Below are 23,133 nucleotides of genomic sequence, written 5' to 3'. Positions count from 1 at the left end.
GGTTTCAGCCGCTGACAAAATCATGAAAGCCGCGACACCTGCACCGACATTGGGGAAGCTCGTCTGAGCCTACGGGTTGATCTTGGCTTCATAAAACACGGATCAACTCGCCCTCGATTTTCCAGCCAAGTCCGCTGTCAAATGAAGTTGCGCGGCGGTGCCACCTAATTTTGCGCGCTACAGCAAAGGCTTGAGCCGGCGTCAACAGGCTGTCACCGGCCTGTCATGACCCTGCGCTACCCGCTTGCGACAAAGCAAATGGGGAATCACTTTGTCATGACGGACGTTTCCGCAGATCTGGTTTTTCGCCGCGGCAAGGAAGTTGGAAAAGCCGTCTACCAGAACCGCGCGCTTTCGAAAGCCGGCATCTCGGAGCGGCTGTTCGCCTTTCTGTTTTCCGGCCTCGTCTATCCGCAAATCTGGGAGGACCCCGATGTCGACATGGAGGCGATGCAGCTCGGCCAAGGCCACCGCGTCGTCACCATCGCCTCGGGCGGCTGCAACATCCTGGCTTACCTCACCCGCTCGCCGGCACGGGTCGACGCCGTCGACCTCAACGCCGCCCACATCGCGCTGAACCGCATGAAGCTGGAGGCGGTGCGCCGCCTGCCCTCGCAGGGCGACCTGTTCCGCTTCTTCGGCGCCGCCGACACCAGCCACAATTCGGAAGCCTACGACCGTTTCATCGCGCCGCATCTCGATCCGGTCAGCCGCCATTACTGGGAGCACCGCAACTGGCGCGGCCGCCGGCGCATCGGTGTCTTCGACCGCAATTTCTACCAGACCGGCCTGCTCGGCCTGTTCATCGCCATGGGTCACCGCACGGCGAAGTTCTTCGGCGTCAACCCGGCGCGCATGATGGAAGCCAGGAACATCGGCGAACAGCGCCGCTTCTTCAACGAGGAACTGGCGCCGGTCTTCGACAAACCGCTGCTGAAATGGGCGACGTCGCGCAAGGCTTCGCTCTTCGGCCTCGGCATTCCGCCGGCGCAGTATGATTCGCTGATCACCTCCGGCGACGGCACCATGGCCAGCGTGCTGAAGGCCCGACTGGAAAAGCTCGCCTGCGATTTTCCCTTGCAGAATAACTACTTCGCCTGGCAGGCGTTCGCCCGCCGCTATCCAAATCCCGGCGAAGCCGCCCTGCCCGCCTATCTGGAAAAGCAGAACTACGACACCATCCGTGGCAATATAGACCGCGTCGCCATCCACCATGCCAATCTGATCGAGTTCCTGGCCGGCAAGGATGCGGGCACCGTCGACCGCTTCATCCTGCTCGATGCCCAGGATTGGATGACTGATGAGCAGCTCAATGCGCTGTGGTCGGAAATCAGCCGCACCGCCTCGGCCGGCGCCCGCGTCATCTTCCGCACCGCCGCCGAGCCGAGCCTGCTGCCGGGCCGTGTCTCGACCTCGCTGCTCGACCAGTGGGACTACCAGGACGAGGCGTCGCGCGAATTCTCGGCCCGCGACCGCTCGGCCATCTATGGCGGCTTCCACCTCTATGTGAAGCGCGCGGCATGAGCACGACGGAGCTGCCGGCCAGCCATGCCGAACTGATGGACGGCGTCTACCGCTGGCAGCGCCACATCTACGACCTGACCCGCAAATACTATCTGCTCGGCCGCGACCGGCTGATCGCGGGGCTGGAGGTGCCGGCCGGCGGCACCGTGCTGGAACTCGGCTGCGGCACCGGCCGCAACATCATCCTCGCCGCCCGCCGCTATCCCGATGCCCGCTTCTTCGGCCTCGATATTTCGGCCGAAATGCTGGAGACGGCCGGCAAGGCGATCGACCGCGAAGGCCTGTCCAGCCGCGTCACGCTGGCAAGGGGCGACGCCACCGATTTCGATGGGGGCTCGCTTTACGGCGTCGAGCGCTTCGACCGCGTCTTCGTCTCCTATTCGCTGTCGATGATCCCCGGTTGGGAAAAGACGGTGTCGGCAGCACTGGCGGCACTTTCCCCCAGCGGCTCGCTGCATGTCGTCGATTTCGGCCAGCAGGAAGGCCTGCCCGGCTGGTTCCGCGCTCTGCTGCGCGGTTGGCTCAGAAAATTCCATGTCACGCCGCGTGAATCCCTGCGCGAAGTTCTGGAATCGGAATCTCGGCGAACCGGCGCAACCTTCCGTTTCCGCACGCTTTATCGCGGCTATGCCTGGCTGGCGGTGATCAAGATCTGAGTTTGCAATCTGCAGAGCTGCTACTCCCAACCTCTATAAGGCGGCTGCAACTGCTTGCACATTGCTATATGCCCCACAGAGTGGTACATTAGCTCCACGCTGGATATATGTGATGATCGTCGGCTTTAGAGACGGATGGCTGCGGGCCTTCTTTGTAGACGATACCCGCTCCCGCAACATTCCGTCCGATCTCGAAAGCCGCTTGTTCCGCAAGCTCCAGATGATTGACGACGCGGCGATTGACCACGATCTGCGCGCGCCTCCCAGCAATCATTTCGAGAAGTTGCGCGGCAATCTCGAAGGCTTCCATTCGATCCGCGTCAACAAGCAGTGGCGGCTAGTCTTCCGGTGGGACGGCGGTCGCGGTGAAGCGTCGGACATCTATCTCGACGACCACAGTTATAAGTGAGGTGAGACATGTTGATGACCGCGCGCAAGCCAGCAACGGTTGGCGAGATTCTCTCGGAAGAATTCATGCAGCCGCTCGGCTTGACGCAAGCGGCTTTGGCCGAGGCGATGGGCGTTCAGCGCAAGCATGTGAACGAGTTGTGCAACGACCGCCGCAACGTGACGGCGGCAACCGCGCTCATTCTGGCCCGGGTGTTCGGCAACAGCCCGGACTTCTGGCTGAACGTCCAGCGCCGCAACGATCTTTGGGCGGTTATGAATTCGCCCGACGAGCGGGCGCGTGTTGATCGTGCCAAGCCCTTGCCGACAGCCGCATAGACAAGTTTTGCAGGGCTAATGCAGCGCCTTCACCAGCGCGCCCACCATCGACTGCGGCCGGTAGCCGAGCTTGGCCGGGGTCAGCCCGAGCCGCACAATCACCAGTTGCTCCGACGGAATGATGGTGACCGTCTGCCCGTCATGCCCTTCCATCCAATAGGTGTCCTTGGGCAAGCCGGCGGCGACGCCGGCGCCCGGCTTTTCCTCATCGCCCGGCGCTTCGATCCACAGCTGGCCCTTGCCGTAGACTTTCGACGCAGGCGCCGGCTCGCGCATCCAGTCGACGAAACCGGCCGGCAGCACCTGGTTGCCGTTCCAGACCCCGCCTTGCAGCAGGAACTGGCCGAAGCGGGCCCAGTCATGCGAGGTGGCATAGAGATAGGACGAGCCGACGAACGTACCCTGTTCGTCGGTTTCGAGCACCGCGCTGTGCATGCCGAGCGGCTCGAACAGCGCGCTGCGTGGCCATGTCAGCGCCTTGGCCTTGTCGCCGATCGCATCCTGCCAGAGGCGCGACAGCATCACTGCCGTGCCGCTCGAATAGGAAAACACCTTGCCGACTTCGCCGATCAGCGGTTTGGATTCGGCAAAACCCGCCATGTCTGGCTCGAGATAGAGCATGCGCGTGACATCGGCGACGTCGCCATAATCCTCGTTGAACTCCAGCCCGCTCGACATCGCCATCATGTCGGCAAGGCTGATCGCGGCACGGCCGTCAGCCTTCCACGGCGCGAACAGGCCCTTGTTGTCGACGGCCATCTTGCCGTCCTTGACCAGCGTGCCGATGATGGCGGCGTTCACCGTCTTGGTCATCGACCAGCCGAGCAGCGGCGTCTTGGCCGAAAAGCCGTCGCCATAGCGTTCGGCGACGACGCGGCCGTTCTTGACCACGACGACCGCGCGCATGCCGGCGCCGGTCAGCGCCGCATCGTCCAGCAACTTGCCAATCACCGGATCCTGCGACGCCTCGACCCGCTCGCCTTCCGGCCACAGCGTGTCCTGGCTGGTTGCGGCGGGTTCGGCATGGACTACCGTGCGCCGCGCCTTGCCGACATCGCCGTCGGGAACCGAAGCGCAGCCGAGCCCGTCACGGGAAACCGCCTCGCTCTTGCCGAGGAAGCCAAGCAGGCCCGCCGAAACCGTGCCCCTGTTCTTGTCGACCGAGACCCGCATCAGCCGCAGCAGCGGGTGGCCGGGCGCCTGCACGTCGACGGCAAGCACCTCATTGGGGTCGCGCCCGGCGATGAAGACGTTGGAGCAGACGATCTTGGCCGAATAGCCGGAACCGACGCGGATCAGTTCCGGCGGCGCGATGTAGAGCCAGGCAAACAGCGCGGCGACCGCCAGCACGATCAGGCCAAGCAGCCATTTGACGATCTTGACGACGATCCGCATCTGCTTTCTCTCAAGCTCTCGCCCGACCCTTATGTCATCGATTTGCCGCCATTGCTTCCGCAAATCGGGGCTCCTGTCGAGCGCCATCAACGGATTATCAACCATGATCGGCCATCACAGGATATGCTGAGCGATGCGTGGGGCGATCGTTCGGAGAGGCCAGACCGGCCATCAGTTCACAGACCCATCAGCGACCGGCTGATTCCGGCTTGGAAGTTGTGATGCGCCGTCTTGCGGCTCTTTTCATGCTGACGCTGCTTGGCGCCTGCTCGACCGTGGACGATCTGTCGCCGCTGTCGCCATCCGCCTCCAGCAGCCCGACGGTGGCCGTGCGCGCGCCGCGTTTCGCCGATTCCAAGCCGCATGAATGGGACAGCGGCGCGCCGTGGAACTATGCCGTTCACGGCACCGACGTCTCCAAATACCAGACCTCGGTCGACTGGCCGACGGCCAAGGCGAGCGGCATTTCCTTCGCCTTCATCAAGGCCACCGAAGGCGGCGACCGCTTCGACGAGTATTTTAGCGAGCACTGGGCGCGCACGAAAGCCGCCGGCGTTCCGCGCGCGGCCTATCATTTCTTCTATTTCTGCACTCCGGCCGCCCAGCAGGCGCGCTGGTTCATCCAGAATGTTCCCGTCGACCGCTCCGCCATGCCGCCGGTCCTCGACATGGAATGGAACCCGAAATCGCCGACCTGCAGGCTGCGTCCCGACGCCGCCACGGTGCGCGCGGAGATGACCACCTTCCTCGAGATCGTCGAGCGGCATTACGGCAAGAAGCCGATCATCTACACCTCGGTCGATTTCTTCGACGACAATGAGCTTTCGACCTTCCGCGGCTATCCTTACTGGCTGCGCTCCGTCGCCGGCCATCCGCGCGAGAAGTATGGCAGCCACCCCTTCACCTTCTGGCAGTACACCGGAACCGGCATCGTTCCCGGCATGACCGGCAAATCCGACATCAACGTCTTCAACGGCTCGGAAGCCGCATGGAATAAGTGGCTGCGGCAGAACACCCGTTGAACCGGGTTCAACGGCAGCACCGCCTCGACCAAATCACTCCAGCAGAGCTCCCGTTGAACCGGGTTCAACGGCAGCACCGCCTCGACCAAATCACTCCAGCAGAGCTCCCGTTGAACGGGGGGCAACGGCAGCGAACCGCATTCAACAAGGGGCTGCGGCAGAAGAACCGTTGACACCGGGCCTGCCGCCTGCTTTTCGACACAGCCAGCGGTAAAAAGTGCAACCGCCGGTAATTCAGGGCGTTGGGTTTCCAGCCAAGCACGACAATGCCCTCTTCGTTTCGAAAGGAAGCTGATGCGACTGCGTTCCCAAGCCCTCGCGGCGCTATTCCTGTGCGCCACGGCCTTGCCGGCGATGGCGCAGCAATGCGGCGGCGACTTCGAAACCTGGAAACAGGGTGTGGCGGCGGAAGCCAAGGCGGCCGGCGTCGGCGCCGTCGGTCTCGACGCGCTGGAAGATGCCAATTTTGACGAGAGGGCGCTGGCGCGCGACCGCGCCCAGGGCGTCTTCACCCAGACCTTTGTCGAATTTTCCAACCGCATGATCTCGGCCTACCGGCTGAAGCAAGGTGCGGCGAACATGAAGAAATACGCCGATATTTTCGCCCGTGCCGACCAGCAGTTCGGCGTCCAGGCGCCGGTGATCACCGCTTTCTGGGCGCTGGAGACCGATTTCGGCGCCGTGCAGGGCGATTTCCACACGCTGAGCGCGCTGGTGACGCTTTCGCATGACTGCCGGCGTCCGCAGCTGTTCCGCCAGCAGCTGGTGCCGCTTCTGGAGCTGATCGATCGCGGCGTGCTGCCGGCCGATGTCACTGGCGCCTGGGCCGGCGAGATCGGCCAGACGCAGATCCTGCCTTCCGATTATCTGACGCACGGCGTCGACGGTGACGGCGATGGCAAGATCGACCTGCGCAAAAGCGTGCCGGACGTGATCATGACCACGGCCAACAAGGTGCTGTCGCGCGGCTGGAAGCGCGACGAGCCCTGGATCCAGGAAGTGCGTGTGCCCGACGAGATGCCCTGGGACCAGACCGGCCGCACCAACAAATTGCCGCTGACTCAGTGGGCGCAGTGGGGCGTCACCAATCCCGACGGCTCCCCCCTGATCGACAAGGGTCTCAAGGCAGGCCTGGCCTTGCCCATGGGCCGCAAGGGACCGGCCTTCCTCACCTACGACAATTTCGACGTCTATCTCGAATGGAACCAGTCCTTCACCTACGCGCTGACCGCGGCCAACCTCGCCGCACGGCTCGCCGGCGCGCCGCCGCTTGATCCGCGCAACCCGGAACAAGGTCTCAACAACGAGCAGATGAAATCGCTGCAGACCAAGCTCGAAGCCAGGGGCTACGACGTCGGCACGGTCGACGGCATTCTGGGCACCAACACCCGCGAAGCGATCCGCAAGGAACAGATGCGACTGGGCCTGCCAGTGGATGGCTGGCCGACGCCGGAGTTGTTGGGGAAATTGTAGGGCAGTAGGGCAGTAGGAAAAACCCGCCCGAAAGCAGTGACTGCCGCCACCCCTATTCCCTTACTGCCTTACTGCCTTACTGCCTTACTGCCTTACTGCCTTACTGCCTTATTTCCCTAATCCGCCATCGTCTCCAAACTGGCAAATCCCTGCGGTGCATCGCCTTCGTCGAACGGCGTCGTCACTTCGACGAACGTGTCTGGATAGAACCCGTTGAAGCGGGTCCTGAGCGACAGCGAATAGGCGCCGATATGGCCGATCTCGATCCAGTCGCCGGTGTCGACGGTTTCCGGCAGCCAGAATGGCCTGGACAGGATGTCGACGGAATCGCAGGTCGCGCCGCAGACCTTGAACGGCACGATTTTGCTCTCATCGCCATTGCGGGTCCGGATCGCCGGGTCGGGAATGAAGCGGGCCGGCAGCGTGATCTTGCCGGTCCATGAATCCGACAGCGACGCCCAGATGCCGTCATTGATGTAGAGCCGCTTGCCCTTGCGCAGCAGCACGCGCACGATCAGCGACAGGCAGCGTGCAACGATCACCCTGCCCGGCTCGGCCACCAAGGGTACCTGGTCGAACTGGTATTCCTTCAGGTCGCCGGACAGCCGCGACATGATCTGGCCAAGCGACGGCATCTCGATCTGCTTGCGGTTGGGATCGTGGCCGTATTCGGCCGGAAAACCGCCGCCGACATCGAGCCCGGCAATATCGAAGGTCAACCGGTTGCGCACCCAGTCGGCCGAGGCCAGCGCCCGCTCATACGTGTCGGGATCCTCGATCTGGCTGCCGACATGGAAGCAAAGCCCGACCTTGTAGCCGGTGCGGTTCAGCCGCTCGGCGAGTTCGACCGCATAGGCCGGCCCGGCGCCGAACTTCTTCGACAGCTCGTAGGCGGCGTGGCCCTTGGTCTGCACCCGCACGAACACGCTGATCGTGCCCGGGTCGATGTCGAGCGCCCGCACCACCCGGGTCACCTTGGTGATCTCGTCCTCATGATCGAGCGAAATGACGCGGATGCCGTATTTCTCCAGCGCCAGCTTGATATCAGACTGCGCCTTGACCGGGTGCATGTAGAGCATCTCGGCATCGGGCGAGACCGCGCGCACGGCGGCGAACTCACCAGGCGAAGCAACGTCGAAGGCGGTGACGCCGGCCTCGACAAGGGCCTTCAGCACGATCGGCTCGCCATTTGTCTTGACCGCATAGGCGGTCTTGCCGGGGAACATGCCCATGAACTGCCTGGCATCCGCCATCAGCACCTGCGGGCGAAAGCAATAGACCGGATCGTCCGGGCGAAGCGCCAGTGCCGCCTCGCGGGCATTTTCGAATCGCTGCATGGACGGATCCTCGATCTCGGCTGCGCACAATTAATCCAAGCTAGCGGCTAATGAAAACAATTCTGTGTCTCGCGGCACTGACGCAACGGCGCTAGCTCTTTGGCAGCAGTGTTTGCCAGCGATCAGGTTTCGGGTGGCCCTTGCTGGCAAACCCGATATGCCTTTCACCTGACTGGCTGGCATTCAGGCCGTCTGGGAGGGCGATCAACATGGCAATAGCCGAGACATCCGCACCGCGCGGGCCGATGGTGCTCAAGGACTGGGGGCAGCTCCTGCTGCTCGGCGCGATCTGGGGCGGTTCGTTCTTCTTCGCCCGCATTGCGGTGGCAGAGCTTCACCCGCTGGTTCTGGTGCTGTTTCGCGTCGCCATCGCGGCAATCGCGCTGCAGATCTATCTGGCCATTCGCGGTCCATCCTTCCGCCTTGCCCTTCCCCATGCCGGCCTGTTCTTCCTGCTGGCCTTCACCAACAATGTCGTGCCCTTCTCGCTGATCTTTGCCGGCCAGACTGAGCTTGGCGCCGGTGTCGCCTCGGTGCTCAACGCGACGACACCGTTCTGGACGCTGATCCTCGCCAACGCGCTGACATCGGATGAAAAGCTATCCTGGAACAAGCTCGCCGGCATTGGGCTCGGCGTCGCCGGCACGGCTGTCATGATCGGTCCCGGCCTGCTCGCCGGACTCGGCGGCCCGGTCTGGGCGAAATTCGCGCTGATCGGCGCGTCCTTGTCCTATGGCATCGCGCTGATGGTCGCCCGCCGCTTCAAGGGCGTGCCCTCGCCGGTCATCGCTACCGGACAGCTGACCGCTTCGACCATCATCATGATTCCGGTCGTGCTGCTGGCGCACGGCCCCGCCGGCCTGTTCTCGGCCTCGCCGCCGGTCTGGGCCGCGGTGCTGGCACTGGCGCTGCTGTCCACCGCCTTTGCCTATATCCTCTATTTCAACCTCGTCGCCTCGGCCGGCGCCACCAACGCCTCGCTGGTGACGCTGATCGTGCCGGCCAGCGCCATGCTGCTCGGTTTCCTGTTCCTCGGCGAGCGGCTGGAACTGTTCGAGATCGGCGGCGTGGTGCTGATCGGACTCGGTCTTCTCACAATCGACGGACGTGTCCTTGGAAGACGGTAGCGCGCCGCGCATCCAATTGGACGCGCTCCAACCGCTTTGATTGGATCCTCCGATTGGAGCGAAAGTCGAAGTCGACTTTCGCGGTGGTAGCGCTGCCATGACACAGGATCGACACGCGGTCGCCACAATTTATTCACAGGTCTGAAGCGGGTTTTTGCCGAAGAGTTTCAACGGCTAACGGCAAAAGCGAGGTCGCAAATCTAGCATTTACGTCGCAATGCAGCACATTTTCCGCTTGCCTGTGGCACAAATGAACCTAGACTCCTAGGCATAGCTCTTTAAGAGGAGGCTATGTCATGGGACTTACGAGGCCGATCAACGCATTGATGATTTGTGCTGCGTTTGCTTTCATCGGCGCCCTCATTATGGGCGTCCTTCCCTGAACCCGCCAAGACGGGGAAGACCAGCACCAAATAGTCTAACCAATTCGAAAGGCCGGGTTTTTACCCGGCCTTTTGCTATTCAGTCCGCCCTATGCCGCGGCCGATCCGGCCACCTCCGCCTCGTGCGAGCGGATGCCGATCATGTGGCAGATGGCGAAGACGAGGTCGGCACGGTTCATCGTGTAGAAGTGGAAATCGCCCACCCCGCGCTCGACCAGGTCGAGCACCTGTTCGGCGGCCACGGCCGATGCCACCAGCGCATGCGTCTGCGGGTCGTTCTGCAGGCCGTCGAAGCGCTCGGCCAGCCACGCCGGCACCAGCGCACCGCAGCGCGCCGAGAAATTGGCGACCTGGGTGAAATTGTGCACCGGCAGGATGCCAGGCACGATCGGGATGTAGATGCCGGCGCGGCGCGCGCGCTCGACATAACGCTCGTAGAGATCATTGTCGAAGAAGAACTGGGTGATCGCCCGCGTCGCGCCATTGTCGACCTTGCGCTTCAGCATGTCGATGTCGGTGGCGAAGTCAGGACTTTCGGGATGCTTTTCCGGATAGGCCGAAACCGAGATGTCGAAATCGCCGGCGTCCTTCAGCGCGCCAACCAGCTCGGCGCCGTTAGCATAGCCGTCCGCATGCGGCCGGTAGGCGGTGCCGACGCCCGCTGCCGGATCGCCCCGCAAGGCAACGAAGCGCTTCACGCCCATGTCGGCGAATTCCTGGATCACCGCGTCGACCTGATGGCGGGCGGCATCGACGCAAGTCATGTGCGCGGCCGGCGTCAGGCTGGTCTCCTTCAGGATGCGGCTGATGGTGCGCGCCGTGCGCTCACGCGTCGAACCGCCGGCGCCATAGGTCACCGAGACGAATTTCGGCTTCAGCGGCTCCAGCCGGGTGACCGTATCCCACAGCCGCGCCTCCATCTCGTCGTTCTTGGGCGGGAAGAATTCGAAGGAAACCTTGACCTTGTCGCCAATGTCGGGGCGGCGGGAAAAGCGGAACTGGTTCATCAGGCGATTTCCCCTATCGAGTTCACTTTGGTCTGCTCATTGGCGGGATCGGCGATCAGCAGGCGCCGATCGCGGCCAAGCCAGAGTTTTACCGTGAGCCTGGCCTCGTTGCCACCGCGCGGCTCGAATTCCTGAGCATCCTCGAGATCGAGGCCGGTCTCGGCAAACCATTCGCCGATCTGCCGGTCGGAAAAGCCGAGGCGCATATGTGCATGCTCATCGCGCAGGAATTCCAGCGCGTGCGGCGCGAAATCGACGATGACCAGCCGGCCCGACGGGCGCAAAAGCCGCGCCGCCTCGTGGATGGCGCGGGCCGGATCATCGAGATAGTGCAGCACCTGATGGATGGTAACGAGATCGAAGGCATCGCGCTCGACCGGCGGCGCGAAGATATCGCCCTGCCGCACCTGCGCGTTCGAAACGCCGGCCTTGTCGAGATTGGCGCGCGCCACGGTCAGCATTTCGCGCGACATGTCGATGCCGACACCGCGCCGGTAAAGCGGCGAGAAGATTTCGAGCAGCCGCCCGGTGCCGGTGCCGAGATCGAGCATCGACTGGAACGGGCGCTTGCCGACCAGCTTCAACATCGCGGCCTCGACGGCGCGATCCGGCACGTGCAGCGAGCGGATATGGTCCCAACTCGCGGCATTCACGGAAAAGTACTCCGTCGCCCGGTCCTGCCGCTTGCGCTTGACCGAGGCGAGCCGCTCGAGATCGCGCTCGACTTGCGGATCGGCGCCGCGAATGCTGGAAACCAGCCCCATGACGAAGTCCCGCGCGGAATCGGTATCCGACAGGCGGAAGAAGGCCCATGACCCTTCCTGGTAACGGCCGATCAGCCCGGCCTCGAGCAGCAGCTTCAGGTGGCGCGAGACGCGCGGCTGCGACTGGCCGAGAATTTCGGTAAGATCGGAAACGGTGAGGTCACCGCGCGACAACAGTGCCAATATGCGCAAGCGGCTGGATTCGGCCGCCGCCTTCAGCGTATCCACCATGGTGTCGAGAGAGACATGCATCAGCGTATTCTCGTTTCAGCGCAATTCACTTTGAAAAAGATATAAACATATGTTTATGTCGATTTTCAAAACCTTGCAAGCGCTATGTCGCTCCCGGACAAGAAAATGCCGCATGCGTGATTTCCCGGTGCATCCGCCCAAAAAAATGTGGGGCGGTCTTGGGACAATGACAGGCACCAACACAGAGATGAGCAAATGACCGGGCCACGCGAAATGTTCGAGGCACGCGAAGGCGAGCAGAGGCTGGACCAGGATCCGGCAACGATGCCGGCGGATGCCGGCGTCGTCTTCATCGGCCGCATCGCCTCGCCTTGGACGACGCGGGAGAGCTGCCCGAAGAATATGCGGACGGCCCGCGAGACCGGGCAGCCGGCGGTGCTGACCATCGACGCGCCCTACCGGGATGGCTTGCGCGGACTGGAGCGCGCCAGCCACGTCGTCATCCTGTCCTGGCTGCATCATGCGCCGCGGAATCTGATTGTGCAGAAACCCCGCCATGCGACTAATGCGAAAGGCGTATTCGGCCTGCGCTCCCCTGCTCGGCCGAATCCGGTCGGCTTGCATGTGGCAAGGCTCGTCGGGTTGGACATCGCCACCGGGCGCATCCATCTTGACGCCATCGACGTGCTCGACGGCACGCCGGTCATCGACATCAAGCCTTACTTCGCCTCGACCGATGCCATTGCCGAGGCGACCGTTGAAGGACGTGATGAGCGATGACAGCGCCGACCGGCCGCCGCCGCGCCATCGCCAAGGCGCTGACAGCCCTTCTGCCGCTGGCGCCTTACGCCGACATGGAAAAAATCCGCACCGACGCCGGCTCGGTGCATATGAAGACCTTGCCGCCGACGATCGCCGTGTGGCTGGCGACGATCGCCCATATCCGTCACATGCACACTGACTACGAAAAGCTGCTGGCCGAGGGCTATGACCGCGACTCCGCCCGCTTCTTCGTCATCGAGCAGACCAACATCGTGCTCACCCGCTGGCGCGCGACACGCCTGCTCGACGCCGACGAGGAAGAGGAATGAGACGCTACTGCCGCGTCAGCACGGCGATCGCATCATAAGGCTGGCCGTCGGCCTGGCCGACCCAGGTCCAGGACAGGTTCCCCTTGAAAAACCGGACGGTGATGTCGCCGCCATCGATGCATTTGTCCTGGCCGTAGGTGATGCTCTCATGGAATTCCGCCGACGTCTCGTCCCTCGACGTCTGCGACAGCGACCCACCGCAGCCGAGGGACGGATAATCGATCGACGCGCCGTCATCCCTGATCGTCATGGCGATCGCCCAGTCGGCGCCGGCATCACCCGCCGGGCTCTGGTGGCCGCTGCCGACCCAGGTGCCGGTAAATCTCTGCGCCGGCACGTTCACCGCACAAGGCAGGTTCTGGAAGATCGGCGTCAATTCGCTGCCGGTCTTCTCGCAGCGATAGGTCTGGCCACCGTGGCAGAGTTCGTCGCCTTCTTTCGTGCATTGCGCGCTGGCTTCGCCCGCGGCGGCGAAAATCATCATGGCCGCCATGACGGCCCAAAACCTGCCCATATCCCCCTCCCATTCTGCCCCATCGGATTATAAGGCAACTCCAATCCAATGTATCGGCTAGACCGTCATGGAGGACGAACATCGCCGGATGGCTGGCTCTATGCCTTCTGTCCGGCGCTGATAGGCTGATGACCCTGCGCGCGAGGAGGCCCCGATGGACCAGACGACGGCAACACAGGCCTCAAAGCCACTGCCTGTGGTCAGCGACCGCCATATCGACCCGCATGCCTATCCCGACGGCATCGCCTTCCTCGACGGCCAGTATCTGCCGATGTCGCAAGCCAAGGTATCCGTGCTCGATTGGGGTTTTCTGCATTCCGACGCCACTTACGACACGGTGCATGTCTGGAACAGCCGCTTCTTCCGCCTCGATCTGCATCTCGACCGCTTCTTCGGCGGGTTGGAAAAGCTGCGCATGACCATCCCTTTCGGCCGCGACGGCGTGACCGAAATCCTGCACAATTGCGTAGCACTTTCGGGCCATCGCGCCGCCTATGTCGAGATGCTGTGCACGCGCGGCGCCTCGCCGACCTTCAGCCGCGATCCGCGCCAGGCGATCAACCGCTTCATGGCCTTCGCCGTGCCGTTCGGCTCGGTTGCCAACGCCGAGCAGCTGCAGCGTGGCCTGCGCGTCGCCATCAGCGACAGGGTGCGCATCCCGCCAGCCGCGATTGATCCGGCGATCAAGAACTACCACTGGCTCGATTTGGTGCGCGGCCTCTACGATGCCTATGACCGCGGCGCCGAGACCGCGCTCATTCTCGACTTCAACGGCAATGTCGCCGAGGGTCCGGGCTTCAACGTCTTCTGCGTCAAGGACGGCAAACTGTCGACCCCGGCCATCGGCGTGCTGCCCGGCATCACAAGGCGCACCGTCTTCGATCTCTGTGGCGAGGAAGGTCTTGTCGCCAACGCGGACGATGTCAGCGTCGCCGCGCTCAAGGCGGCCGACGAGGTCTTCATCACCTCGACCGCCGGCGGCATCATGCCGGTGACTGAGATCGATGGCGTGGCGATCGCCAACGGCAAGGTCGGGCCGGTCACCAGCCGGCTGATGGCTCTCTACTGGCAAAAGCACGACGACCCGGCGTGGTCGTCTCAGGTGAACTATCCCTGATCAAAGGGCCTCTCGTTCAAAAAGATTTCCCCTCGCCTCTGGAAAATCAGGGGATAGACCGTATATGCCCGAAAGCGGAGAAGCCTCCGCTTTCATCCAAAATCACGCCCGCAGGGGCAAGGACTCCACATCATGACAAACAAGGTTTGGTTCATCACCGGATCGTCGAAGGGTTTTGGCCGCGTCTGGGCCGAGGCCGCGTTGGCGCGTGGCGACCGCGTTGCCGCGACCGCCCGTGACGCCGGCACGCTCGCCGATCTGGTCGAGAAATATGGCGACAACATCGCCGCGATAAAGCTCGACGTCACCGACAAGAAAGCCGTCGATGCCGCTATCGCCGAGGCGCACAAGCGCTTTGGCCGGCTCGACGTCGTCATCAACAATGCCGGCTACGGCCATTTCGGCGCCATTGAGGAGGTCAGCGAGCAGGAAGCCCGCGACCAGATCGAAACCAATGTGTTCGGCGCTCTATGGGTGACCCAGGCCGTGCTGCCGATCATGCGGGCGCAGCGGTCCGGCCACATCATCCAGATCTCGTCGATCGGCGGCGTCAACGCCTTTGCCTCGCTCGGCCTCTACCATGCCTCGAAATGGGCGCTGGAAGCCTTCAGCCAGTCGCTCAACATCGAGGTCGCGGAATTCGGCATCCATGTCACGCTGGTCGAGCCGGGCGGCTTCTCCACCGACTGGTCCGGCGCCTCAGCCAAGGTCTCCAAGCCGATCGAGGCCTATGCGCCTGCTCGCGCCAAGATGGCCGAGCGCCGCGCCAACTCGGTCGCCGGCGATCCCGACGCAACCGGCCCGGCAATGCTGGCCATCGTCGACGCCGCCGAGCCGCCGCTGCGCGTGTTCTTCGGCGATGGCGGCCTGCCGATGATCCGCCAGGAATACGCCAACCGCCTCGCCACCTGGGACAGGTGGGACCACGTGTCGGTCATGGCGCAAGGCGCGAAGAAGAACCGCAAGGACTGACGATTTGCGGTGTCCGCTACGCCGCTCAATGGGCGGCGTAGCCCCTGCCCTCAGGCGCGCAGTTACGCCTGATAGATCCACTGCTCCGGCACCCGCGCCGAAATCTCTTCGCCGACGCTGATCCTTCCGGGTTTCTCGACCCAGGCGACGAGACCACGCAGCCGTTTGGCCACTTTGGGAAAGAGCAGTGCGCCGGCTTCAATGTCGGCCATTCCCGCGTTTTCAGCGATCGATCGGCCGGCGAGACGGCATGGTCCGTTCTGTGCGTCGACCTTGAGGGTCACGCCATCCTTGAAGAACAGCAGCGTGCCGGCCGGCAGCATGGAGAGGTTCGGCACGCCTTCGATCACCAGATTGGCGCCGATCCATTCCGGCTTGATCTCGGCCAAACCCATCCGCTCGGCGACGATGGCCAGTTCGTCCGCAGCGACGATCGACAGCTGCCGCTCATTGCGCATTTCGGTGCCGCGGGGATACCAGGGTTCGCGCCCGCCCGAGCGTCGCGTCGGTCCGGCATGGAAATCGCCCGATATGCCGTCGAAGCCGAGCCGCAATTCCTCCACCGGACGCGTCTGGAAATGATCCGCCGGCGCGACATAGAGTGCCGCCGCGCGGGCGGAAAGCTTCTTGGCCGGGATAATGTCGACCGGCTTCTCGGCCTCGGGGAAGAGATCCAGCATGGCGTTCTGTCCTTGAATCATGCTTCCCGTTTTTGCCCTTCGGCCGGCAAGACCGCAAGAGCGGTTTGGGCCAAAAGGCGCAACTCTTCGACCGATGCGCCGTCCCGCGCCTGGATCGACATGCCGTTCATAACGCCGGCCAGGTATTTGGCGAAGCCTTCGACGGAGAGGCCTTCCGGCAGGTCGCCCGCCGCCCTCCCCTTGGCCAGGCGCTCGGCAATCGCTGCTTCGCTCGCCTTGCGATAGGCCTTGAGTTCATCGGCAATGGCTTGCGCCTGCGGCGAGGCTGCCAGCGCACCGCTGACGAACAGGCATCCACCCGGCTTCCCGGGCCTGGAATAGGCCTCCGCGGCGCCTATCAGCAACCGCCGGATCGCCTCCCGCGTCGGCACCGGCGCGCTCAGCGCGTCCAGCGCAAAACCGATCTCCGTCTCGTGGTAGCGTGTCAGCGCCTTGCGAAACAAAGTCTCCTTGTCGGTGAAAGCGTTGTAGATCTGCGGTGGCGTCAGCCCCATCGCCTCACGCAGCATGGCCAGCGACGTCGCCTCATAGCCATGCTCCCAGAACAGATGCATCGCTGCGTCCAGTGCCCGGTCGGGATCGAAGGCTCGCGGCCGGCCGCCGCGCGGCTTTTCCAAATTATCCATAGTGATCGCTACGAAACCTGTTGACTCGCTCGTTTCACATAACGTAACAATTGATACGAAACATGGCAAGCCGGAGGCGCCCGGCAAAACCATGCAACCCGAGGAGAGCCCAAATGCCAATCACCGTGACCGCGCCGGAAGGCGTACTGACAGAGGTCGGAGAGCGCGAGATCCTGCCGCGCCTCAGTGCCGCCCTCATCGAAGCCTCCGGCGCCACCGGCAATTCTTTTTTCACCGCGATTGTCGGCGGCACAGTCCACGTCCTGCCGGCGCGCCACATCTATGCCGGCGGCGGCAATCGGCCCGTGGTCATGGTCGAGTTGAAATTGCCCAATATCGGCCTTGCCTCGGTCGAGGCCCGAAAGGCCTTCATCAACGCCGCTTCCGCGATTGTCGCCGAGCTCTGCGTGCCCGAGCACAGGCCTGAAAACACCTGGATCAACATCGTCAACGCGCCTGACGGCGGCTGGGGCATCGGTGACAGGCAGATACCGGCGACGCGCTCGTCGCAGCCGCCACTGCCGCCGCGCACTGATTTGATAGGGAAGACAGGATGCGCCTCTCCCCTTCGCTGTTCTTCACCACCAATTGCGAGCCCGCACTGGCCTTTTACGAACAATGCGGCCTTGGCCTGGCAACGATCCTGCTGCGCTGGGGCGACAACGACATGCCGGTGAGAACCGAAGCCATGCGCGGAAAGATCCTGCATGCGCGCTTCGAAGGTCCAGGCGTTCTGTTCCATGCCTCCGACAATGACGATGCGGAGCCGATGAAAGGCTCCGCCATGATGCTGGAGTTCGACGACCTTGCCGCCATGCGCGAGCTTTTCTCCCGCATGGCGACCGGCGGCCGCATCCCCGTGCCCCTGGCAAGGCAATATTGGGGAACCAGCTTCGGCATGCTGGTCGACGCCTATGGCGTGCAATGGATGTTCAGCTGCTCAAGTGATTGAGCAGGGATCACGATCTTCTTACCGGAACAGCGGCCGGTTCGGGATACCGCCGCATTGCCGCCTTGCTGCACCCGCTTCATGGTGGTCCAGACAGTCGGCGGAGGTTCTCATGCGGCCGGTGACGGCAATCACGTTGCTTTGGTTGATCTGGGCGGTGAGCTGGGCCGCCGCCGCTTTGTGGGCCGACCCTGCCCAGAAGCGCGTCGGATTCAAAGCAGAGGCCCGCTATCGAATTCTGTGGCTGGCCGGTGCGGTGCTGCTGTTCATTCCCGCGCACGGCTATGAGGGCCGGCTCAGGCTGTGGATGCCTGATCTTGCCGAAGCCTGGATCTGCGTTGCCCTGATTGCCATCGGCATCGCCTTCGCGTGGTGGGCGCGCCTGCATCTCGGCAGGCTCTGGTCGGGCACGGTCACCGCCAAGGCCGACCACCATGTCGTCGATACCGGCCCTTACGGACTCGTCCGCCACCCGATCTACACCGGACTGCTGCTCGCCATCCTCGCCACCATGGCGGCCAAGGGCACGGTCTGGGGCATTGCGGGCACCGTCCTGCTCATCATCGGCATCGTCGTCAAGGCAAGGCTCGAGGAAAGCTTCCTGCGTGGCGAACTCGGCGCTGCCTATGACGATTACGCCCGACGGGTGCCGATGCTGGTCCCCTTCACACCAGCCTGACCGGCAAGATGCGGCGAACGCCAGCTCAGCTCGATTTCCCCGTTGCGCTGCTTTGCCGAAAATGGTCGACAGCACCGTCGATCTGAACCCAATCATGTTTCGACTGCTCGAAAATCGACCTGACGGGAGGCGGGTATGTCGGGTCGGCCAGCGCACCGACGGCAACGCCGATCATCGACGGCAGCCTGTCGGCTCTCCAATAGACCGTCGAGCCACAGTCTGGACAAAAGTAGTTGTGCACCGTCTCGCCGCTGGCCGCGTCGCGGGTGAACTCTTTCGAGGTTCCGGAGATGGCCACCGCCTCGCGCGGATAAAAGGCGCCGACGCCGAAGGGTGCGCCGGTTCTGCTGGCAGTCGAGACAATGGCAGGCGACAACCAGTCTTGATGGTCCTGGAAGCGTCACCGTGAGAGCACCGCAACTGCACCTGGCATCAACCATTGGAAACTCTCCTTTCTGAAACGAGATCGCGTTGATTCAAGTTGTCCCCAGCACAGGCTGTGCGAGGGTCAGGTCAGGCTGAACGGGAGTGGAAGACGGGCGCGAAGCGGCCGGGCTAAGCGGATTTTAAAAGCCCGAATGGCCCTTTCAGGCCAGCGTCATCTCGATATCGAAATGCCTAAAGCATTCGGATAAGCGCGCCGCCTATCGAATACCCCGCGCCGAAGGCGCAGATCAAGCCGAAATCGCCGGGCTTCATGTCGGCATGGTTCTCTGACAGCGCAACGATGGCGCCGGCGCCCGCCGTGTTGCCCAGCCGTTCCAGCACCATCGGCGCCCGATCGTGATCGACATCGTGGCCGAAGGACAGTTTCAGGATCATCGCATTCATGCGCGCATTGGCCTGATGCAGCCAGAAGCGCCGGACGGCCTGCGGGGTCAGCCCGTGCTCTGCCAGGAACTCGACGATGAATTTTTGGCCGGCGACGGTGACTTCCTTGAACACCTTGTTGCCGACCTGTTGATCAGATTGCCTTCCAGGTTGATCATGTAGGGATCATCCTGGGCGGTGCGGGTGTGGTAGCCGAGATTGGTGCGGATGTTGTTCGACATCTGCGTCCACAGGCGCGTGTCCAGCACCTCGAAACGGCCCGGCCGTTTGTCGCCCTGGGCAAGTCCCTCCACGACCATCGACACCGAGGCGTCGCCGAAGATGAAATGCGTCTGCCGGTCGCGGAAATTGAGGTGGCCGGTGATGATCTCCGGCGTCGTCACCAGAATGCGCTTGTGCGCGCCCGAGCGCACCAGATTGACCGCCAGATGCAGCGCCGCCGCCGCCGAAGAACAGCCAAGCCCCATGTCGAAGCCGGCTCCGGTGGTGCCTAACGCCTCCTGCATTTCGATGGCGATCGCCGGATACGGACGCTGGTGGTGCGAGGCCGAGCAGATGACCAGGTCGATGTCGGATGGTTTCAGCCCGGCATGGTCGAGCGCCTTCCTGGCCGAAGCGATGCCGAACTCCGCTTCCAGCGACAGCGCATCATCCGGCCGCGCCGGAATGCGCGGCGTCATGCGGGTCGGATCGAGAATGCCTTCGCGCTCGATGACGTGACGGGATTTCACACCCGAAGCATGGACGATGAAGTCGCTGTCGGACTTCTGCAGCAGCGCCTCGCCGGTGCCTTGGCGCCGCGCGTTCTCCGTGTCGACCCAGCTGTTGAAGCTCTCGACCAGCTCTTCGTTCGTGATGACAGCTTCAGGAATTTCAGCGCCGATGCCGCTGATGATGACGCGATGCATGTTTCAGTCTGTCCCATCCGCGGGCGTTGCGGCTTCATGTGGGCGCCGAAACGCTTCGGCGCAACACTTTTCTCATCGGGCCGGTTTACACCGGCTTAAACCAAAGATTCAGGCCGGCGTGTATCCGATCCTACCAGGCGCACAGTTTGGTGTTGGTCTGCGGGTTGTTCCAGCAGGCGCCGTCGTCGCGGCTGCGCACAAACTGTCCCGGCAACGGCACATTGCGGCGGCCGAGATTGACATAGCCATAGGCAAAACCCGGCCCGTCGATCTCCAGCACATAGGTCGGATAGCCCGGCGCCGAGATGCGGAAGCTGCCCGCATCGTCGATCGCGCGGTAGCTGCATGCGAAATACCCGTCATCCGTGGTGAAGCAGCGCGCCCGCTTGGCCTCGGCCGAAACCGAGAATGCCAGAAGGGCTGCCGCACACACGCCCCCACCATAAAGCAATCGTTTCAAAGTCATCATCCACCCCTGCCCTTCGGCCATCATGGCCCCACGCGATGAGTTGGGCATGGCGGCGAAACCGGGTCAAGCGGCTGCAAAGGGCAGCGTGCGAAGTGGGTAATCCTTTCCTAGCCGGCCCGCCCTAGCCAGCCCGCTTGGCGACAATGAAGATCCGCGGGAAACGCAGCAGCACCTTGCCGTTGGCGGTCTTCGGATAGGCCTGTTTGACCTTGGCGGTGTAGCTGTCGAGGAACAGCTTGCGCTCGTCGGCGTCCAGTGGATCGAGGAACGGCTTCAGCCCGGTCGACTTCACCCATTCGACGATCGCCTCGGCATCGGCCAAGGGATGATTGTAGGCCGTGTGCCAGATATCCAGCCGGTCGGAGAGCGGTGACAGCAGGTCATAATAGAACGACACTGGCGGCAACGGCCCACGCGCCGCGCCTGCCATCTTTGCGGCAAACGGCATTTCGGCGGCGGTCTCGCGCATCACCTGGTGCGAAGGCTCAAGCAGATTGTCGGGCATCTGGACGGCCAGCGCGCCACCAGGCGCCAGAAAGCCCATTAGCCGCTGGAACACTGCCGGATGTTCCGGCAGCCACTGGAACACCGCATTGGCGAAGATCACATTGACCGGCTCGGCCGGCTGCCATTTTGAGGCATCGGCGAGATCGAAGGTCACATTGGGCAGGCGCGCCCTCGCCTTTTCGATCATGTCGGGAGAGGTGTCGAAGCCGCTCACCGCGGCATCCGGCCAGCGTTCGACCAGAAGTTCGGTCGAATTGCCAGGCCCGCAGCCGATGTCGACGACCCGGCGCGGGAAGTCGACCGGCACCTGTGCCACCAGGTCCCGCGCGGGCCGCGTGCGCTCGTCCTCGAATTTCAGATATTGGGCGGCGGACCAATCAGCCATTTGAGCTCCTCATATCGTCTTGAGAATTCGCCGCCCCGGTTTGTCCCTTACCGCGTCAGCCTCTTGTAGGTCATGCGGTGCGGGTTGACGGCTTCGGGCCCGAGCCGGCGGATCTTGTCCTGCTCGTAGTCCTCGAAGTTGCCCTCGAACCATTCGACATGGCTGTCACCCTCGAAGGCAAGGATGTGCGTCGCCAGACGATCGAGGAACATACGATCGTGCGAGATGATCACGGCGCAGCCGCCGAAGTTTTCCAGCGCGTCTTCAAGTGCGGCCAGCGTTTCCGTGTCGAGATCGTTGGTCGGTTCGTCGAGCAGCAGCACATTGCCGCCGGTCTTCAGCATCTTGGCCAGGTGCACGCGGTTGCGCTGACCGCCGGAGAGATTGCCGACCTTCTGCTGCTGGTCGCCGCCACGGAAGTTGAACGACGCGCAATAGGCGCGCGTGTTGGCCTCGAACTTGCCGAGCTTGACCACTTCGGCGCCGCCCGAAATTTCTTCCCACACGGTCTTTGACGGATCGAGCGCATCGCGGCTCTGGTCGACATAGCCGAGCTTGACGGTTTCGCCCACGCGGACGGTGCCGGCATCGGGCTTTTCCTGGCCGGTGATCATGCGAAACAGCGTCGTCTTGCCGGCGCCGTTCGGGCCGATGACGCCGACAATGCCGCCCGGCGGCAGCTTGAATACCAGGCCGTCGATCAGCAGCGTGTCGCCGAAGCCCTTGGACAGGCCGTCGACCTCGATCACCACATTGCCGAGCCGCTCACCGTGCGGAATGACGATCTGCGTGTCGCTCGGGCGCCGCTTGTCGGCGGCGTCGAGCAGATCCTGGAACGCCTGGATACGCGCCTTGGACTTGGTCTGGCGGGCCTTCGGGCTCGACTGGATCCACTCGCGCTCGCGGCCGATGGCACGCTGGCGGGCGTCGTCCTCGCGGCCTTCCTGCTTGAGGCGCTTGGCCTTGGCCTCGAGATATTTGGTGTAGTTGCCCTCATAGGGAATGCCGCGGCCGCGATCGAGTTCGAGGATCCAGCCGGTGACATTGTCGAGGAAGTAGCGATCGTGGGTGATGATCATCACGGCGCCCGGATAGGCGCGCAGATGCTTTTCCAGCCACGCCGTGGTTTCGGCGTCGAGATGGTTGGTCGGTTCGTCGAGCAGCAGGAGGTCGGGCTGGCGCAGCAGAAGCTGGCAGAGCGCGACACGGCGGCGCTCACCGCCCGAAAGCTTGGTGACTTCCGAATCCTTGGGCGGGCAGCCCAAGGCTTCCATCGCCATCTCGACCTGCTGTTCGAGATCCCACAGGTTCAGCCGGTCCATCTCGTCCTGGAGCTTGGCCGACTCGTCGGCCGTCTCGTCGGAATAGTTCATCATCAATTCGTTGTAGCGTTCGATGATGGCGGTCTTGGCGGCGACGCCTTCCATGATGTTCTCGAACACCGTCTTGCTCGCGTCGAGCGCCGGCTCCTGCGCCAGATAGCCGACGGTAGCGCCTTCGGCGAGCCACGCCTCGCCGCTCCACTCCTTGTCGAGGCCGGCCATGATCTTGAGAATCGTCGACTTGCCCGAGCCGTTGGGGCCGAGAATGCCGATCTTGGCATCGGGATAGAAGGACAGATGAACGTTCTCGAGCACCTTCTTGGTGCCATAGGCCTTGTTGAGGCCGGCCATGTGATAGATGAACTGGCGTGCCACGCGCGCTTTTCCCTGAAAAATGACTGGATTTGTCGGATTGAATGGAGGTTGGCCGCTATGTAGGCGATGCTGGGCCGAACG

The 23,133-nt window shown here is 63.1% G+C and carries 24 protein-coding genes and 2 pseudogenes; 14 read left to right on the top strand and 12 right to left on the bottom strand.

All coding sequences use genetic code 11. From position 1 onward, the window contains the following. The first annotated feature begins 225 nt into the window (after positions 1-225). The 4 genes from AC0V7N_RS19490 to AC0V7N_RS19475 all read left to right on the top strand — a co-directional run bounded on the left by AC0V7N_RS19490 (position 226) and on the right by AC0V7N_RS19475 (position 2,906). Complete coding sequence (locus tag AC0V7N_RS19490) at positions 226-1,524, top strand: BtaA family protein (RefSeq protein ID WP_475450089.1); 1,299 nt, start codon at positions 226-228, stop codon at positions 1,522-1,524. After that, on the top strand, positions 1,521-2,180 hold the full coding sequence (locus AC0V7N_RS19485; RefSeq protein ID WP_475450088.1) for a class I SAM-dependent methyltransferase: 660 nt from the start codon (positions 1,521-1,523) through the stop codon (positions 2,178-2,180). The genes AC0V7N_RS19490 and AC0V7N_RS19485 overlap by 4 nt, the downstream gene beginning before the upstream one ends. Before the next feature lie 112 nt (positions 2,181-2,292). Continuing rightward, the gene (locus AC0V7N_RS19480) at positions 2,293-2,589 is read left to right on the top strand and encodes a type II toxin-antitoxin system RelE/ParE family toxin (RefSeq protein ID WP_475450087.1); all 297 of its coding nucleotides are present in this window, start codon (positions 2,293-2,295) and stop codon (positions 2,587-2,589) included. A gap of 8 nt (positions 2,590-2,597) precedes the next feature. Further along, a complete protein-coding gene (locus AC0V7N_RS19475) occupies positions 2,598-2,906 on the top strand; it encodes a HigA family addiction module antitoxin (RefSeq protein WP_475450086.1) in 309 nt (102 codons plus the stop codon). A 15-nt stretch (positions 2,907-2,921) separates the two neighbouring features. Here the strand turns inward: AC0V7N_RS19475 and AC0V7N_RS19470 are convergent, their stop codons facing one another. After that, the gene (locus tag AC0V7N_RS19470; protein WP_496627197.1) at positions 2,922-4,301 is read right to left on the bottom strand and encodes a serine hydrolase; all 1,380 of its coding nucleotides are present in this window, start codon (positions 4,299-4,301) and stop codon (positions 2,922-2,924) included. Positions 4,302-4,522: 221 nt separating this feature from the next. Between AC0V7N_RS19470 and AC0V7N_RS19465 the strand changes: the two genes are divergently transcribed. Both AC0V7N_RS19465 and AC0V7N_RS19460 read left to right on the top strand, forming a co-directional pair. Then, positions 4,523-5,323, top strand: a complete 801-nt coding sequence (locus tag AC0V7N_RS19465; protein ID WP_475450085.1) for a glycoside hydrolase family 25 protein — start codon at positions 4,523-4,525, stop codon at positions 5,321-5,323. 294 nt (positions 5,324-5,617) lie between these two features. Continuing rightward, the gene (locus AC0V7N_RS19460; protein ID WP_475450084.1) at positions 5,618-6,796 is read left to right on the top strand and encodes a lytic murein transglycosylase; all 1,179 of its coding nucleotides are present in this window, start codon (positions 5,618-5,620) and stop codon (positions 6,794-6,796) included. A gap of 116 nt (positions 6,797-6,912) precedes the next feature. Here AC0V7N_RS19460 and AC0V7N_RS19455 read toward each other — a convergent pair whose 3' ends face one another. After that, positions 6,913-8,133: an alanine racemase gene (locus AC0V7N_RS19455; protein WP_496627196.1), complete on the bottom strand. Its 1,221-nt coding sequence runs from the start codon at positions 8,131-8,133 to the stop codon at positions 6,913-6,915. 209 nt (positions 8,134-8,342) lie between these two features. On the opposite strand from AC0V7N_RS19455, the gene AC0V7N_RS19450 reads away from it, so the two are divergent. Then, a complete protein-coding gene (locus tag AC0V7N_RS19450; RefSeq protein ID WP_475450083.1) occupies positions 8,343-9,260 on the top strand; it encodes a DMT family transporter in 918 nt (305 codons plus the stop codon). A gap of 472 nt (positions 9,261-9,732) precedes the next feature. Here the strand turns inward: AC0V7N_RS19450 and metF are convergent, their stop codons facing one another. Continuing rightward, complete coding sequence (gene metF, locus AC0V7N_RS19445) at positions 9,733-10,650, bottom strand: methylenetetrahydrofolate reductase [NAD(P)H] (RefSeq protein ID WP_172227321.1); 918 nt, start codon at positions 10,648-10,650, stop codon at positions 9,733-9,735. After that, a complete protein-coding gene (locus AC0V7N_RS19440) occupies positions 10,650-11,666 on the bottom strand; it encodes an ArsR/SmtB family transcription factor (RefSeq protein ID WP_475450082.1) in 1,017 nt (338 codons plus the stop codon). Before AC0V7N_RS19440 ends, metF begins: the two co-directional genes overlap by 1 nt. Positions 11,667-11,861: 195 nt before the next feature. Between AC0V7N_RS19440 and tsaA the strand changes: the two genes are divergently transcribed. Beyond that, positions 11,862-12,386 carry a tRNA (N6-threonylcarbamoyladenosine(37)-N6)-methyltransferase TrmO gene (gene tsaA, locus AC0V7N_RS19435; RefSeq protein WP_475450081.1) on the top strand — a complete coding sequence of 175 codons (525 nt, stop codon included), beginning with the start codon at positions 11,862-11,864 and terminating at the stop codon, positions 12,384-12,386. After that, positions 12,383-12,697 (top strand): DUF2293 domain-containing protein, encoded by a 315-nt coding sequence (locus AC0V7N_RS19430; RefSeq protein WP_475450080.1) that lies wholly within the window; start codon positions 12,383-12,385, stop codon positions 12,695-12,697. The genes tsaA and AC0V7N_RS19430 overlap by 4 nt, the downstream gene beginning before the upstream one ends. A 4-nt stretch (positions 12,698-12,701) precedes the next feature. Here AC0V7N_RS19430 and AC0V7N_RS19425 read toward each other — a convergent pair whose 3' ends face one another. Further along, the gene (locus AC0V7N_RS19425; RefSeq protein ID WP_475450078.1) at positions 12,702-13,211 is read right to left on the bottom strand and encodes a hypothetical protein; all 510 of its coding nucleotides are present in this window, start codon (positions 13,209-13,211) and stop codon (positions 12,702-12,704) included. Positions 13,212-13,365: 154 nt separating this feature from the next. On the opposite strand from AC0V7N_RS19425, the gene AC0V7N_RS19420 reads away from it, so the two are divergent. Both AC0V7N_RS19420 and AC0V7N_RS19415 read left to right on the top strand, forming a co-directional pair. Continuing rightward, positions 13,366-14,328: a D-amino acid aminotransferase gene (locus AC0V7N_RS19420; protein ID WP_475450077.1), complete on the top strand. Its 963-nt coding sequence runs from the start codon at positions 13,366-13,368 to the stop codon at positions 14,326-14,328. 132 nt (positions 14,329-14,460) lie between these two features. Beyond that, the gene (locus AC0V7N_RS19415; RefSeq protein ID WP_475450076.1) at positions 14,461-15,300 is read left to right on the top strand and encodes an SDR family oxidoreductase; all 840 of its coding nucleotides are present in this window, start codon (positions 14,461-14,463) and stop codon (positions 15,298-15,300) included. A 62-nt stretch (positions 15,301-15,362) separates the two neighbouring features. Here the strand turns inward: AC0V7N_RS19415 and AC0V7N_RS19410 are convergent, their stop codons facing one another. Together AC0V7N_RS19410 and AC0V7N_RS19405 are read right to left on the bottom strand one after the other, a co-directional pair. Next, entirely contained in the window at positions 15,363-15,980 is a 618-nt protein-coding gene (locus tag AC0V7N_RS19410) for an MOSC domain-containing protein (RefSeq protein ID WP_475450075.1), read from the bottom strand. Between the two features lie 17 nt (positions 15,981-15,997). Beyond that, positions 15,998-16,627 (bottom strand): TetR/AcrR family transcriptional regulator, encoded by a 630-nt coding sequence (locus AC0V7N_RS19405; protein ID WP_475450074.1) that lies wholly within the window; start codon positions 16,625-16,627, stop codon positions 15,998-16,000. Positions 16,628-16,740: 113 nt separating this feature from the next. Here AC0V7N_RS19405 and AC0V7N_RS19400 point away from each other — a divergent pair, with 113 nt between their 5' ends. The 3 genes from AC0V7N_RS19400 (at position 16,741) to AC0V7N_RS19390 (ending at position 18,255) form a co-directional block, all read left to right on the top strand. Next, complete coding sequence (locus AC0V7N_RS19400) at positions 16,741-17,304, top strand: hypothetical protein (RefSeq protein WP_496628046.1); 564 nt, start codon at positions 16,741-16,743, stop codon at positions 17,302-17,304. Then, the gene (locus AC0V7N_RS19395; protein WP_496628016.1) at positions 17,199-17,579 is read left to right on the top strand and encodes a VOC family protein; all 381 of its coding nucleotides are present in this window, start codon (positions 17,199-17,201) and stop codon (positions 17,577-17,579) included. Before AC0V7N_RS19400 ends, AC0V7N_RS19395 begins: the two co-directional genes overlap by 106 nt. Positions 17,580-17,688: 109 nt before the next feature. Further along, the gene (locus tag AC0V7N_RS19390; protein WP_475450071.1) at positions 17,689-18,255 is read left to right on the top strand and encodes a methyltransferase family protein; all 567 of its coding nucleotides are present in this window, start codon (positions 17,689-17,691) and stop codon (positions 18,253-18,255) included. A gap of 25 nt (positions 18,256-18,280) precedes the next feature. Here the strand turns inward: AC0V7N_RS19390 and AC0V7N_RS19385 are convergent. The 5 genes and pseudogenes from AC0V7N_RS19385 to ettA form a co-directional block, all read right to left on the bottom strand. Beyond that, positions 18,281-18,695: pseudogene (locus AC0V7N_RS19385) on the bottom strand (GFA family protein). A gap of 178 nt (positions 18,696-18,873) precedes the next feature. Next, positions 18,874-19,994 (bottom strand): annotated as a pseudogene (locus AC0V7N_RS19380) (beta-ketoacyl-ACP synthase III). Between the two features lie 130 nt (positions 19,995-20,124). Continuing rightward, the gene (locus tag AC0V7N_RS19375; protein WP_475450069.1) at positions 20,125-20,460 is read right to left on the bottom strand and encodes a hypothetical protein; all 336 of its coding nucleotides are present in this window, start codon (positions 20,458-20,460) and stop codon (positions 20,125-20,127) included. A gap of 124 nt (positions 20,461-20,584) precedes the next feature. After that, entirely contained in the window at positions 20,585-21,355 is a 771-nt protein-coding gene (gene tam / locus AC0V7N_RS19370; RefSeq protein WP_475450068.1) for a trans-aconitate 2-methyltransferase, read from the bottom strand. Positions 21,356-21,402: 47 nt separating this feature from the next. Next, positions 21,403-23,052, bottom strand: coding sequence for an energy-dependent translational throttle protein EttA (gene ettA, locus AC0V7N_RS19365; protein WP_475450067.1), 1,650 nt, complete (start codon positions 23,050-23,052; stop codon positions 21,403-21,405). Between the last annotated feature and the right edge of the window lie 81 nt (positions 23,053-23,133).

The sequence above is a fragment of the Mesorhizobium kamtschaticum genome, assembly GCF_056174585.1.
Note: the sequence above shows the minus strand (reverse complement) of the source record. Positions and strands in the feature narration are given on the sequence as shown.